A 14,386-nucleotide genomic window follows, 5' to 3' on the forward strand; every position below is an offset into this window, starting at 1 on the left:
GTCGCGACTTATAGTCGCCCAGGAGGAGTGCTTTTATGCCTTCTGACTCTTATTTTCTTTTACTGTTTGAATTGAAAGCTGCCGAAATCGGATCGCTCGCTGCGATTTCCAGTTACCGTACTGTGCTTCGAGTGGCAGCGGTTTAATTTCTAAATTTTCATGCTTCATGGCATATTGCAAGACATCAAAAAAGGAACTGCGATTTTGATACTTAAATGTAATAGTATTCTGTCCGGCAATTCCTTGAAATTTAAGTTGACGTTGAACGCGATCGCCAACTTGAATCGGAGCAATTCTTTCTATCTGTGTGCCATCAATCTCTACAATTATATCTTGAGGACTAATTGGATTGTCAAAACTAAATGTCAACACTAAATCTTGAGGAACAGACAAATAGAAAGTCAGTTCTGTTTTTTCTCCTATTCCCCAACGAAATTTTTTCTGTTGTTCATCTTTAGTAATTCCTTCCAATCCAGTTAAATTTAAACTATAGGGCGCACTATTTTGCAGTAAATTTGTTTCAGAGCTATCTAATAAAGGTTGAAATTTTAAGCTAGCACCTAACCCTGAATTAACTTGAAGCCGCCAATTAGTAGATTTAGGAATAAATTCTATTCTTCCCCCAGTAGGTGCTTCTGTCACCATTGTTGGTACGCCAAAACGACCGTAAAACTCTTGAGTACAATCTTTTGTGAGTAAATCTGTATATAAATTAATGCCAGCAAAATCGTTCAGTTTATAAAAATCTGTAAAAAATGACCACTCATCAGAACGGAAACATTTTACTTGTGGAATTGACGTTTTCTTTTGCGTGTCTGGTGCGAGTAGTTTATCCCAACCTGCTGCAATGTAAGGTTCTGCTTGAGATGGGTGTAAGCGTCCGAAATACTGTCCCATCACTTTTTTCTCATGGAATCGTCTTAAGGTAAAAATGCCGCTGTTATGGACATAATAAGGGCAAGGACCAATTCCATTACCACCATGAACGCAGAAGGGAAAATCTAACACTGCTTCCCCTGGCTGCTCTTTAATATAGTTCATGTAGGCGTAAAAATTCTCGTTTAGTGAAGCGGGTTGGTAGTAAGCTTTATATGAATAGGCGGTGTAAAGTTCGGTACAAGCTAGTAGAACTAATGCAACAGCTAACAACTTTTTGCCGAAGGAACGCCAATGTTCTAAATTAATTCCTAAAGCAAAAATGCAAAAAATTACGGCATAAACTAGCGTGCTACGTCCGCTAACGCGATTGAAGCTAAACCAAGGAAAGATTTTTAAAGTTGGTAGAAAAGTGGGATGGTAGAGCAGGCAAAGTAAGAGAATAATTAGTAAGGGGACAAAGATGCCAATGTGTTTCCTAGCTTGCCACAATCCTACAGTTCCTATTATTAATAAAAACCACCCAGGACTACCATCAAAAAAAGCTTCTGTTGAGTCTAAAAAGAAGTTGGCATAATTTTGTCCTGGGTTGAGAAAAGGAAAAAATGGTATTATTAGTCGCGCTGGATTCGTCCACCAAGCACCATAAAAATCTCCCGTATCGCTTAAACTTTTAGCCGCTTTGCCAATTTGGAGAACCAAAGGTAGATATATATAACTGGCGATCGCAGTTATAGCTAGTAAAATTAAACTCGTTTTGGGATGAGTAAAAAAGTCTCTTTTGTAACTTAAAACTTGCAATCGTAGTAGTTTTTTAATCTTGATTTTTTTCTGAATGAAATATCTCTGAGTATTTAGAGCAATAATATAAAGTATAGAAACCGTAAAAGATGTTAATGCATAACCAGCAACATATCCCAAATCTTGACCGAGAGATAAGACGAGCAAACACACCCTAAGTAGAATCAATCTTAGAGATACGTGTTGCCTCATGACCACTCGTTTGACGATGAGAAAGTCAGCAAAAAAACTGAGAATTGTCCAGTGTAAGATTGCGTAACCAACGTGCTGAGGATATTTTGCGATCGCGTAAAAGTTAAAAAAAGCAGCAATAAAGCCAGCACCAGCAGCGCGATATAAGCCGTAGTCTTTTCGGAGCAGAAAAAAAGTAAAAACTACCGTGACTACGATTGAAAGTAAATAATAAAGCTGCAACCAAGGACCAGTTTGAAATAGAGAATAAAGTCCAGCGTAAAATAGATCTTTCTCAATTCCCCAAGGCTGAAACACGCTATTGGTTCCGTAGGGATAGAAAGCTTGATTGTTAGTTAAATTTAGGTGAGGTACGGGAAAAAAATCAAAATTTTTGGCAAAATAAAAACCTGTATATTCCCACAGGTCTACATATTCCTTATTAACAGTTGAATCTGGATAGCCTGGAAGTCCTGGACCAGTAAATCCTGTTAGCGGGTGGTAAAAATCTTTAATAACTAGAACGCTAAATGCCAGACAAAGGCAAATAAGAATTACAATTTGAGTTGCGACGATCGCGAAGGGAATCGCCTTTGGCATCATTTTATTTTTTACTTTGAAGCTATTCATTTTCAACCCTTTGCTACCAGTCAAAATACCTCAGCGATTAGAAATCGCAGCTACACAGACAAAGCCTACCTCCTTAAGCTGGAATAGTTAGCTCAGACAGATTTAGTTTGTGTAGCCTCAGACTCGTAGTCTATCAGCTCTGTTTTTGCCATATTCCTAAAACAGATTTACCTAAAGAATATTGCAAAATTGGATCGATGTTTCTAGATAAAGGTATCATGACTTTATCCCAAAGTTGTATCTGCTGTTTTGTTGGCGTTTTACTCTTCAACACGAAACGGTTTCCTAATGAGGCAAGTAATCCGATTGAGTCGAGATAAATCAGCTGAATACAATTCAGGCTTCTGGGTATCGTGGATGATAAACTTTGCTTGTTATAGCGTCGATAGTGTCCTATAGCTCGATCGAATGGCGTGAATAGCCACTGATGTGCGGGAGCTAGTACAACTAAGTAACCGCCAGCTGATAAATGCTGCGTCACGGTCTTCACTTCTGTGCGATCGTCTTTTATATGCTCCAAAACATCCATGTAGATAATGGTATCAAACCAGTCGTTTGAAGCTAAATCTGCTGAGGTTCCCACTCTCGATTTACAACACGCTGGCACTCTACCAACAGAAATTTTTAGATCGATCTTTTCAGTTAGAATTGGATCTGGCTCTAAGCAAAGCCACTCTTTTTGATGACCTTTGCAGAGAAATTCAGTGGTTGCGCCTATCCCTGCACCTACTTCCAATACTCTACCTTGCAGATATTTTTGGATTAAATTACCATAATAGTTTTTCCAGTTATAAGCTTGAGAGAATAATTCTAATTCCGAGCCAATATAGGAGTAATCTTGCATCGACTTATTTAGACAAAACTTCTCTAGAAAATACTTCTTTCAACTTAGAAACAAAGTAATAATAGTCTTGACCAAGCATGAATCCATAACTATTCCTAGTATTTAGAATCATTAATGCAAAAACAATCGATAACATGACTGCTTGCATGAGAATCGAGCAAAGAATTCCAACTGCGATCGATGTCCAACCAGGAATTGCTAAACTGGTGAAGAGTTTAATAGATACAATTCCACCTAGAGATATGAGAATCAATAACACAATTACAGACACAGAAATAATCAGTCTCGTACCTACTATATCTGCATAGACGGAAATAGAACTGATTCCGTGAGTTACCAAGGAAACAAAGTTCATTTTAGAGCGTCCGAACAAACGGTTACTGCGCTTGGTAGCAATTTCAGTGTATGGTATTCTCGCCCGCATAATTCCAGCGGCATAGTGATTCCAAATTTCGGAGATGACCACAATTCTAGATAAAAGTTGATAAGGAATTGCGCTGAAGTTTCCTACTTGAATGTGATGTCCGGTTAAGAGTTTGTAGACAAGTTTATAAACTAGGTAAAAAGCTTTGAAAAGATATGTTTCCGATCGCTTAGTTCTTTTAGCGAAAATAACTTTGGCATTGCTTTCTGCTTGGCAGCAATTAATTAGTCTAGGAACATCTTGCGGATTATCTTCGCCATCTCCATCCATCACGACAACGACTTTACAATTTAAGTTGGCTGCAATGTAAGCTAAACCAATAGCGATCGCTCGTTGATGCCCTAAGTTTCTTTTTAGTTCTAAAACATTGACTCTCTCGATGGCTTTAAAACTAAAAAATTTCAGTTCCGTGGGAGCTGGAGCGATCGAAGCATCGTCTACAATCAAGATATCTGCGCGAATATCTCGGTCTAGAAAAGTTTCATCCAAACTCCAGAGCAACCTTTCCAGTGCCTCCCAATCATTAAACACTGGAATTAGCACGATCGCAGATGGAGAACGATGAAGATCGCTATCGAGCAATGTCATTTTAGTACGAATCCTAAGCTAGACATCTTAGATGAGTAGTTGGCGATCGCGAGTATGATAGATATCCACATCGCACTGAGTTACATATTTGCGTCAGCGGCAAATTTCTGCGTTCATCTTACCACCCCTCAATGACGCAAAACTATTTTTAGGGTTCCAAAAAGGGGTGAGGAGTGAGGAGCGAGGAGTGTGGGGTGAGTGGTGTGGGGTGTGGGGTGTAGGGAAATTTTGAATTTTGAATTTTGAGTTGCTCCCTCAGCTCCCTCAGCTTCCTCAGCTTCCTCTGCCCCTCACTCCTCGCTCCTCACCCCTCACTCCGCTTCAGGCGCTGATTAATTTCTTGCCAGTTAACGACATTCCACCAAGCCTTGAGGTATTCGGCGCGGCGATTCTGATACTTGAGATAGTAGGCATGTTCCCACACATCATTTCCCATAATTGGATAGTTACCTTCCATTAGGGGGCTATCTTGGTTAGCAGTACTGGTAACTTGAAATTTACCGTCAGGAGTGCGAACCAACCAAGCCCAACCGCTACCAAACCGTTTTTCTCCCGCTTGATTAAATTGCTGTTGAAAGTTAGCAAAGCTACCAAAGTTTTTCTTGATAACAGAGGCAATTTCTCCCGTTGGTTGCCCGCCACCTTTGGGACTCATAATTTCCCAAAACATACTATGATTGACATGACCGCCACCATTGTTGCGGATTGTCATGCGAATATCTTGTGGTAGGCTGTCAAGTTTTTGGATCAGTTGTTCGGCAGTTTGACCTTTGAGTTTTGGGTATTTGGCGATCGCTGCATTTAAATTTTTTACATATGTCGCGTGATGTCTGTCATGGTGAATTCGCATTGTCTGCGCGTCGATATGCGGTTCTAATGCTTTGTAGTCGTAGGGCAAAGGTGGTAATTTAAAATCTCCACTAGCGCTTGGAGTCTGCGCCCAAGCTAAATTGGACGAAGTATAAGTTTCTATAGCATAAGCACCAGCAGTTCCTCCTAGTAAAAACAAGAAATTACGACGCTTGATAGACATAAGTACTTACCTTTACTGAGCTAATCAAATTTGTTACAGCGATTTTCTGGGAATTGGTAGTTGGTAATTGGTAATTGGTGGTTGGGATTACCTTAGTTTTTAACGTCTCAACAATTAATTTTGCTGCAACAGTTTTCATATTCTCAGGTTTAAGGTCATTGTGCCTATATTATTTCGCTAACTCTTGTACGGGCGAGTTTAGCTGAAATGTCTATAAGTAGTAAAGTCTGCTGGGTGAAACCCGCCTCTACAATTCCCTAACCGCCTAATCTTGCGATAGTACGGGCGGGTTTGGCTGAAATATCTCTAAGTAGTAAAGTCTGCTGGGTGAAACCCGCCCCTACAAATCCCTAACTGCCTAATCTTGCGATAGTACGGGCGGGTTTGGCTGAAATGTCTATAAGTAGTAAAGTCTGCTGGGTGAAACCCGCCCCTACAAATCCCTGGCACTTAATCTTGCGACAGACGCTTGACTTCTGCGCCGCTTAATAATTTGTGTGCTTCGGCGAGGATAGCAGGAATTTTATCGGCGTGCGGGCTGTTAGCAAGGCACGATCGCAAATCTAACCGCTCGATCTGCTTGGCTTGATTGCCAGGAAACCAATGACCTCCATTGCCGAGGAGATTGTACCGCATTTTGGCATATTCCGTTAAATCGTAGGCGATCGCTAAGTTTCTCAACCATAGGATCGTCGGAATATTGACATTACCAGGGGTTTCGTCATATCTGGGTAAACCCATCTGCCAAGTTTTTACCCAATCTTCCCCTAAGCTGTTGCAAGCTGCTTGCTCTAATCGCGTCAAAATCGGTGGTAACATCTCATCTGCCCGGTCTAGATACTCTAAAGTCTTGAGGTGTTCGTCAAAATCCTGCGGTTTGGCAGCCCCTAAACTGAGAGTATGAACCTGAGAATGACTCAGACAAAACAAGTCGTTGAACACCATCGGACTGAGGGGAGAACAGAGTTCTACTAGCTTTTGGGGTGGCTTGTAAAGCATTCCCCCCTTGTCGGAGGGGCTAATGATAAATACACCCATATCGTGGCGATTGGCGGCTGCAACTGCCTCCCAGTTGGCTTGATTGATATAGTACCAGTGGAGATTAACGTAATCGAATTCGTTTGTGGCGATCGCCTGTGTAATAATTTCAGTTGCGCCGTGGGTAGAAAAGCCGATAAATCTTACCTTACCTTGAGCTTGCCACTGCCGTGCTAATTCCAAACATCCACCAGGACGAATGGTTTGATGTAGGGTTTCAGCATTGTTAATGCCGTGGATACCTAGTAAATCGATGTAATCTAGACGGAGATTGCGTAAGGACTGTTCAAATTTCTGGCGAAACTCGTTGGGATTTTGGCTGGGATTAACTTTCGTTTGGACGATTAAGCGATCGCGATCGGATTTTGGTAGAATGCGCCCTAGTTGCACTTCTGAAGTGCCGTAACCTCTGGCTGTCTCGATGTGATTGATACCTAGTTCAATTGCCCTCCGAATTGTGGCTTCTAAGTTACGCTGATTGTTCTGCGGAATCGTCCAAGCGGGGACATCTTGCCATTTAAACTGATAGCGCATACCACCACAGGAAAATACGGGCATGGGTATTTCTGTGCGTCCAAATCGTCGGTATTGCATAACTAGGAGTGAGGAGTGAGGAGTGAGGGGTAAGGGGAGGACAAGGGAGACAAGGGGGACAAGGAAGCAAGACTACTAATTCCACTGCAATCAAGCTTTTAGACGCGGAAGACAAGGAAGTAGTTGATTTTGACTTTTGACTTTTAGCTTTTGACTTTTCCCAACTCCTAACCTCTAACCCTTAACCCTGCACTACATTTGTCTTACCACGGGTTGACCGTCTTGAACTTCGCCAATCAGGACGAGATCGGTACAGTTGACAAAGATGCCGTTTTCCAGTACGCCAGGAATGTTGTTGAGGGTTTTTTCTAACTCGGCGGGGTTATCGATCGCGTCAAACCTCACATCAACCACCATGTTACCTTGGTCGGTGATTACGGGTCCGGCTTTTTTTACGCCCATGCGTAGTTCGGGTTTGCCACCTAGCTTTTCAATTGCCCGCATGACGGGTGAAATTGCCATTGGGATGACTTCTACTGGGACTGCAAATACAGAACCCAATCGGTCTACCAGCTTACCGCTATCGACAACGACGATAAATTGTTGTGCTAGGTAGTCTACAACTTTTTCGCGGGTATGGGCAGCACCACCACCTTTAATTAAATTTTTCTGGGGATCGACTTCATCCGCACCATCAATTGCCAAGTCGATATGGTCTATTGCGTCTAGAGTAGTTAGAGGAATGCCATATTGTTTAGATAGGACCTCGGCTTGAAATGAAGTAGGAATACCGACAATATCTTTGAGGTCGCCAGACTTGAGGCGATCGCCGATATATTGAATTGCATAGGCTGTAGTAGAACCCGTTCCGAGTCCGACAATCGTACCAGATTTTACCAAGGCAGCGGCGGCTTTGCCGACTTCCTGTTTCATCTCTTTTACTGGATCTGCTGCTGCGGTCATGCTCAAAACTCAATTTCAAAACTCAATCTTCTGCCGCGATTAGTATATAGCGCTACGGGACGTTGAGAAAGAGGGAGTCGTTGTAGGGGCGGGTTTAGCAACAGACCCACCGTCGAAGCGCGCCATCTGGACTCAAAACCCGCCTGTACCGGAGTCGTAAGTCGTAAGTCGTAAGTTGGGGACAAGGGAGTGATAAGTAGGAAATCTGGAGACATGGAATTTATATTTACACAAGCTAAGTCTCTTAGCACGGACTTGAATCTCAAGAGATTTTTGAGAGCCTGTGTAGACAAGTTCTGTCCGTGTAGCGGTGACTTTAATCGCCTGTTTATGCAGGTAATTTTAGTTAGCGCGATCGCATTTTTGAGTCTACTCTCGTTCGCAACTCCAGCACTAGCGGCAAAAGATCGATTGTTCCTCGACCTCTCGCTGGACTATTTAGGAGAGTATCAACTGCCAACCACAAATATTTCTCATACACCAGTCACAGAATTTTCAGCAATTACTTATGACAAACGACGCGATCGCTTTTATGCTGTCTCTGGCAATGAAATTGTCACTCTTAAGTTGAGTTTTGCCCCCGATCCAGAAGAGATAAAAATTCAAGATATCGAGCTTGAATCTGTAACTTCACTCACCGATAAAGACGGAAAGGTGTATGAATCGGATACTTTTTTTGCTAAGGGAGTTGCTCTAACACCACAGCAGACTTTATATGTTTCTGGTTCTCAGATAAGTGGTGATCGTACGCTTCCTTTTATCCGAGAATTCGATCTAAAAACTGGAAAGATGCTGCAAAGTCTCACTCTTCCCAAACGATATATTCCTGAGATCGTACAAGAAAAGGAGCAGAATCAGAATACTAAAATTACTCAAAACAATATATCATTTGCAGCTTTAGCTTTTAACGCGACTGGTACTGTTCCTACGAGTGGAGAACCAATTAATTTATTCACTGCTACTGAATCAACGCTAGTGCAGGACAGAGATACGCCTAATTCTAACCCTAATTCTAAACAGGGAAAAGCTAGGTTACTACATTACTTAATTGGCTACGGCACGCCGATGCTGCTAGCAGAATATGCTTATCCTCTTGATGCCGAAATTGGGGAATTGTTATCGGTTGAAGGCGTTCATTTTCTCAGTTTAGAACTACAGCCAGCAGCAAAAACTGGAAAGATTTATCAAATTGTTACTAGCGGCGCAACTGATACATCAAAAGTTGAGAGTCTAAAAGGCAAAGTTAGAGGAGTGCGAGAAATTAAGAAAAAGTTAGTTTTAGACTTGCAGGAGTTAGGTATTTCTCTAGAAAATGCGTCAGGAATGACTTTTGGTTCTCGCTTAGCAGATCGAACGAAAAGTTTGCTACTTATGAGTAACGATCGCCAAGTAACTAAATTTCTACTTTTTCGCTTGCGCTATCAATGATTTGAAACTGTCTTAACCCCATTAACTGAAAGAATATCATTTGCTAGCTTGTCAGCCATCATTGGAATCAAGCGCTCTAAATTTACCTTGTAAGAATTGTGCCAGAATTCAGATAATCTTTCTCTCGCAGCTTCATTAATATCGAATTTTAGTTCTTGATGCCGATCGCAGCGCACCTATCATCAATATTAATATACCTATTAAGAGTAAAAAGAGTGCGGGAAAGAACGAAATGAAGAAAAACATTGCTGCACCCAATCCATTAGCACCTTCCATTGCTGCCATAGTTGCAATAAACAAAGCGATCGCAGGAATTGCATACGCACAGATGAAGATAAGATGAACCGTAATATCTGGCTGAATATATCGACGCGCGGGGGTAAAACGAAGGAGAATATATGTGACGCAAACAAGACTTACAAAGATGCCAGGAGAGAGCCATCTCATCTCTTTGAACGCAATCAAATAAAGCATTACAAAGAAAACATTGAGTGCAAATGCAACGTTCAGCATAGTTTATGAAAACTTCTAGCCTATTATTCTTGTATATGTTTGATTCTAATTTTCTCTAAAAATCTAACCTCTATCGCGATCGCTTCTCCGCATCTTTATAAAAAGATCGCGCGATCGCCTACTTTCATACTGTTGTTAACTAACGACTAGTAACAAATGACCGATGACCAACTTATCTAAAATCAACTTGATAGTGAACTGTTTTTTGAATTTGCTCTAAAGACAAACCTAGTTCGCGCGACAATGCGACTTCGATTTGGCTAACTTCTGTGAAAGGAAACTCAAACTCTAATTTTTTCAAGGCAGAATTAGCTGTTTTCACTTTAACTTTAGAAAAGCCCCGATGATACTTAATCTCAACGCCAATTGAAAGGATGACCTTAGTTGGCTGTTCTTGAACTTGAGCGTTGGCTTGGATTGGAGTTGTGACGTAGTAAGAGCGTTGTAAAATTTTATCGGCGATTGCTGCTCCACCGCTCCAAAAAGCGATCGCCAAAATCGGTAGCGGCAACCAAAATTCTAATCCCAGGGATTTGAGAGGGTAAAGCGATCGCAGTCTGCGCATCAGTTAGTCAACACAGTTCGGCTACTATTATCCATATAAGTCTATCTCGATTTAGAAACATTAACTGTAATACCCTTCAACGAACAGCGATCGGCTACTAGTAACTTTTTTTGACTTCTGACTTTTGACTTTTGACTTCTGATTTCGTGTTAGCCTATGGTAATTTTACTCGTAGAAGACGATCCAGCGCAGTTAGAACCCATACACGCTGCGCTTTCCCAAGCAGGACATACTGTAGATACTGCTAAAGATGGTGAAACGGCGCAATGGTTGATGACTCAGAAAGATTATGACTTGCTGATCGTAGACTGGATGTTGCCGAAAGTGAGTGGCGTGAGTTTGTGCCAGCAGTACCGTCAAACTGGTAAAACTGCCCCAGTACTGCTTTTGACGGCAAAAGATACCATAGCAGATAAAGTTGTAGGCTTAGATGCAGGAGCAGATGATTATCTCGTTAAACCAGTCGATCTGCTAGAGTTATTGGCAAGAGTCAGAGCATTAGGCAGGCGATCGCCCCAATGGCAAGGTGACACTACTATCGTCGGCGATCTTCAACTCCATCGTCCCACGCTCACCTTAGAAAGAGGAGAGGCGATCGCTCAACTTTCAGTGCGAGAATTTCAACTGATGGAATATTTCATGCGTCATCCCCGCCAAGTTCTCTCTCGCGAACAAATTGAAAGCACTTTATGGGAATGGGGAACAGAACCAGAAAGTAATGCCGTGACTACACTAGTAAGAAGACTACGCCAGCGAATGCAAGCCGTCGGAGCTAAAGATTGGTTGGAAACTGTTTATGGTATGGGATATCGATTGAATGCACCGGAATAGAGGGGTCATTTGTCATTTGTCATTTGTGAATGCGTAATGGGTAATTGGTAATTGGTAGTTGCTCCCTTCTCTCCCCCAGTTCCCTCAGCTCTCTTCTTTCCCCACTCCTCGCTCCTCACTCCTCGCCCCTCATTATGTTCAGTCGCAGTCGTCGTAACATAGCTTGTTGGTTTGCTCTATCGATGGGAAGCATCCTCGTGGTTTTTGCGGGGGTAGTTTACTACTTGGAAGTGGAAGAGCAATTGCGGAATTTTGATCGCAATTTGTATAAAAAGACTAAAGCGATCGCAACGGATGCAGAGTACCAATTTTATCAGGGTCGGTGGCAGTTCGATCTGGAACAACTGCCGATGCTAAGCAACAATACATTACCAATAACAGGAGATATTGCTTACGCTCGCTGGTACAACTCTAAAGGGGAATTAGTCCAATTTGTTGGTTCTCCGCCTGCACCGAAGTATCTCAAGCTGGCTCCTGGTTTTGAGACAATCCAAACCCCCACGCGCTCAAAACTGCTTAAACTTTCTAGCTCTAAAACATGGCTGCGGCAGATCACATTACCAGTTTTAAAAGCGGATTTGCTCATCGGTTATTTGCAAGTTGCAACTCCAATGACTTCTATGCGCCAAAGTCTAGAGCAAACGCGCTTGTATCTTTCGCTCGGCGTACCGCTAGCTCTTAGTACAATTGGGCTGACGGGGTGGTACTTGGCAGGGCTGGCGATGAAACCAATTCGCCGTGCTTACGAGCAATTACAGCGTTTTACTGCTGATGCTTCACACGAATTACGCGCCCCTCTCGCAGCAATTTTGAGTAATGCCCAAGTGGGCTTATTAGCACCAGTAGAGGATACAACGAGTCCGCGCCAGCGTTTAGAAAATATTGTCGATTTGTCAAAATCAATGAGTACGCTGATCGGTAATTTGCTATTTTTAGCACGTCATGAAGGAGCGTTAGCTGCTGAAGCTCTCAAAAGTATCGATCTAGTCAGTTTGCTGAAACGATTAGTAAGTGAATATCAAGCACAAGCAGCAACACAGGGGTTAGATTTTGTTGTTCAACTGCCAGAACAACCAATAAAACTCGTTGCCGAACCAGATTTATTGCAACAAGCGGTGAGAAATTTGCTGAATAATGCTTTCAAGTACACTCCCTCGGAAGGTAGAGTTTGCTTGCGAATATTTACCCAATCTTATCGAGCGGTCGTGCAAATTGAAGATAATGGCATCGGCATTCCGGCTGAAGATTTACCCCATATTTTTGAGCGGTTCTATCGCGTAGACACCGTGCGATCGCGTCAGACGGGTGGATTCGGTCTGGGCTTAGCGATCGCCAAACAAATTGTGGAGGCACACAAAGGTAAGATCGCCGTTCAAAGTACTCTCGGACAAGGCGCAACTTTTAAAATTGAACTTCCTCTAAGATAATTTATCAGTTATCAGCTAATTCCGACTTCCGACTTCTCAATGACACATTCATGTCATATTTGTGCGGCAAACTCAATTTAAAGTAATATGCAGAAGTCGCTGACTTCTAGCAAGTTTTACTTGTAAATACCCGTTGAGAAATTTAGTTATACAGCAATGAGTTGTGGCTAAAAATTGACGAACTTACCACCAAGTACCTTTTTAATACAAGTACCATTAGCCAGAAGCAGTAGATATGACCGAGCTTTCTAATTGACATAAGTCTTCACCTAAAAAATTGACGATATGGCAAATAAAGTAGCATCACCGACGCTGAAGCCAACCCTTTCAGTGCTGGACGCAAGTGCGATCGTCGTCGGTATGGTGATTGGCGCTGGAATTTTTGAGACTCCCACCCTAGTAGCTCAAAATACCGGTAGTCAAGGCGTTATCTTATTCGCCTGGCTGCTAGGTGGGGTTGCCTCACTGATTGGCGCTCTTTGCTATGCCGAGCTGACGACAGCATATCCTCATCCAGGTGGGGATTACCATTATTTCATGCGTGCCTTTGGTACGAACATTGCTTTTCTGTTCGCCTGGGCGCGGATGACGGTGATTCAAACTGGTTCGATTACGCTGTTTGCTTATGCGTTTGGTGACTACGCATCCCAAATCTTGCCACTAGGGAGCTATTCTTCTGCTATCTATGCAGCCATCTGCATTGCTATTCTGACCGGATTGCATATCATGGGCGTGCAGCAGGGCAAGTGGACGCAAAACTTACTGACGCTATCAACAGTGTTGGGTCTAGTATTGGTAATCATTGCTGGAATGATTACTGTAGCTAGTACTACTCCCGTGCCTGACACGACACCCACTAGTAATGACGGAGCTTTCGGACTGGCAATGGTCTTCGTATTGTTAACCTACGGCGGCTGGAACGAAGCAGCCTACATTTCGGCAGAAGTGCGGGATGCCAGACACAACATGGTTAAGACGTTGCTGTTGAGTATCGCTCTGATTGCTGGACTTTACATGTTAGTCAACTTTGCTTACATCCACGGACTGGGAATTGCTGGTGTAGCAAATTCCAAAGCGGTAGCAGCCGATCTGATGCGGCGGGTATTTGGCGAAAGTGGGGCAAGATTAATTAGCTTTATCGTTGCTGTGACTGCACTGAGTTCGATCAACGCCACAATTTTTACAGGAGCGCGGACGAACTTTGCTTTAGGACAAGACTTTCGCTCTTTCTCTTTGTTGGGGCAATGGAGCGATCGCCGTCACACACCTACCAATGCTTTACTCATACAAGGGGCGATCGCATTAGGACTCGTTCTTCTAGGAACGATCACTCACGAAGGCGAGAAAGGCTTTGAAACGATGACAGCCTACACCTCACCCGTATTTTGGTGCTTTTTTCTACTGTCGGGAATAGCATTGTTCGTCCTCCGCCAACGGGAACCCAACACACCTCGAACTTTTCAAGTCCCTGGCTACCCTATTACCCCCTTGATTTTTTGTGCTATTTGTGCATATCTACTTTACTCCAGTATTACCTATGCTTCCAGTCAGGCATACAGTATCGGAGCGATCGTCGGCATTACCGTGATGGTTGTGGGCGTACCTGTACTGTTTTGGGTGCGTCGCAGGCACTAGAGATAGGGCAATAGAGAAAAGAAGTCGTAAGTCGTAAGTCAGAAGTAGTTTTTCTCCCCCAGCTCCCCCAGCCCTCTTTCTCCTA

Annotated in this window: 12 protein-coding genes; 4 read left to right on the forward strand and 8 right to left on the reverse strand. The window is 42.8% G+C overall.

From position 1 onward, the window contains the following. Positions 1–33 precede the first annotated feature (33 nt). From N4J56_RS07530 to rpiA, 6 genes are all read right to left on the reverse strand, one after another. The gene (locus N4J56_RS07530; RefSeq protein ID WP_317105898.1) at positions 34–2,478 is read right to left on the reverse strand and encodes a hypothetical protein; all 2,445 of its coding nucleotides are present in this window, start codon (positions 2,476–2,478) and stop codon (positions 34–36) included. Positions 2,479–2,611: 133 nt separating this feature from the next. Beyond that, positions 2,612–3,322, reverse strand: coding sequence for a class I SAM-dependent methyltransferase (locus tag N4J56_RS07535; protein ID WP_317105899.1), 711 nt, complete (start codon positions 3,320–3,322; stop codon positions 2,612–2,614). 4 nt (positions 3,323–3,326) lie between these two features. After that, positions 3,327–4,334: a glycosyltransferase gene (locus N4J56_RS07540; RefSeq protein WP_317105900.1), complete on the reverse strand. Its 1,008-nt coding sequence runs from the start codon at positions 4,332–4,334 to the stop codon at positions 3,327–3,329. A gap of 304 nt (positions 4,335–4,638) precedes the next feature. Continuing rightward, entirely contained in the window at positions 4,639–5,367 is a 729-nt protein-coding gene (locus N4J56_RS07545; RefSeq protein ID WP_317105901.1) for a superoxide dismutase, read from the reverse strand. Between the two features lie 450 nt (positions 5,368–5,817). Beyond that, the gene (locus tag N4J56_RS07550; protein ID WP_317105902.1) at positions 5,818–6,999 is read right to left on the reverse strand and encodes an aldo/keto reductase; all 1,182 of its coding nucleotides are present in this window, start codon (positions 6,997–6,999) and stop codon (positions 5,818–5,820) included. Positions 7,000–7,191: 192 nt separating this feature from the next. After that, positions 7,192–7,902, reverse strand: coding sequence for a ribose-5-phosphate isomerase RpiA (rpiA, locus tag N4J56_RS07555; protein WP_317105903.1), 711 nt, complete (start codon positions 7,900–7,902; stop codon positions 7,192–7,194). Positions 7,903–8,115: 213 nt separating this feature from the next. On the opposite strand from rpiA, the gene N4J56_RS07560 reads away from it, so the two are divergent. Continuing rightward, positions 8,116–9,330 (forward strand): esterase-like activity of phytase family protein, encoded by a 1,215-nt coding sequence (locus N4J56_RS07560; RefSeq protein WP_317105904.1) that lies wholly within the window; start codon positions 8,116–8,118, stop codon positions 9,328–9,330. Positions 9,331–9,465: 135 nt separating this feature from the next. Here N4J56_RS07560 and N4J56_RS07565 read toward each other — a convergent pair whose 3' ends face one another. Both N4J56_RS07565 and N4J56_RS07570 read right to left on the reverse strand, forming a co-directional pair. Beyond that, positions 9,466–9,843, reverse strand: a complete 378-nt coding sequence (locus N4J56_RS07565; protein WP_317105905.1) for a hypothetical protein — start codon at positions 9,841–9,843, stop codon at positions 9,466–9,468. Positions 9,844–10,015: 172 nt separating this feature from the next. Next, on the reverse strand, positions 10,016–10,408 hold the full coding sequence (locus N4J56_RS07570) for a hypothetical protein (RefSeq protein WP_317105906.1): 393 nt from the start codon (positions 10,406–10,408) through the stop codon (positions 10,016–10,018). A gap of 156 nt (positions 10,409–10,564) precedes the next feature. Here N4J56_RS07570 and rppA point away from each other — a divergent pair, with 156 nt between their 5' ends. From rppA to N4J56_RS07585, 3 genes are all read left to right on the forward strand, one after another. Then, the gene (gene rppA / locus N4J56_RS07575) at positions 10,565–11,239 is read left to right on the forward strand and encodes a two-component system response regulator RppA (RefSeq protein ID WP_192153439.1); all 675 of its coding nucleotides are present in this window, start codon (positions 10,565–10,567) and stop codon (positions 11,237–11,239) included. A gap of 134 nt (positions 11,240–11,373) precedes the next feature. Further along, complete coding sequence (locus N4J56_RS07580) at positions 11,374–12,666, forward strand: HAMP domain-containing sensor histidine kinase (protein ID WP_317105907.1); 1,293 nt, start codon at positions 11,374–11,376, stop codon at positions 12,664–12,666. A gap of 285 nt (positions 12,667–12,951) precedes the next feature. Continuing rightward, complete coding sequence (locus N4J56_RS07585; RefSeq protein ID WP_317105908.1) at positions 12,952–14,301, forward strand: APC family permease; 1,350 nt, start codon at positions 12,952–12,954, stop codon at positions 14,299–14,301. Positions 14,302–14,386: the final 85 nt, after the last annotated feature.

Origin of the sequence: Chroococcidiopsis sp. SAG 2025 (genome assembly GCF_032860985.1) — a bacterium.
Taxonomy (GTDB): Bacteria; Cyanobacteriota; Cyanobacteriia; order Cyanobacteriales; family Chroococcidiopsidaceae; genus Chroococcidiopsis.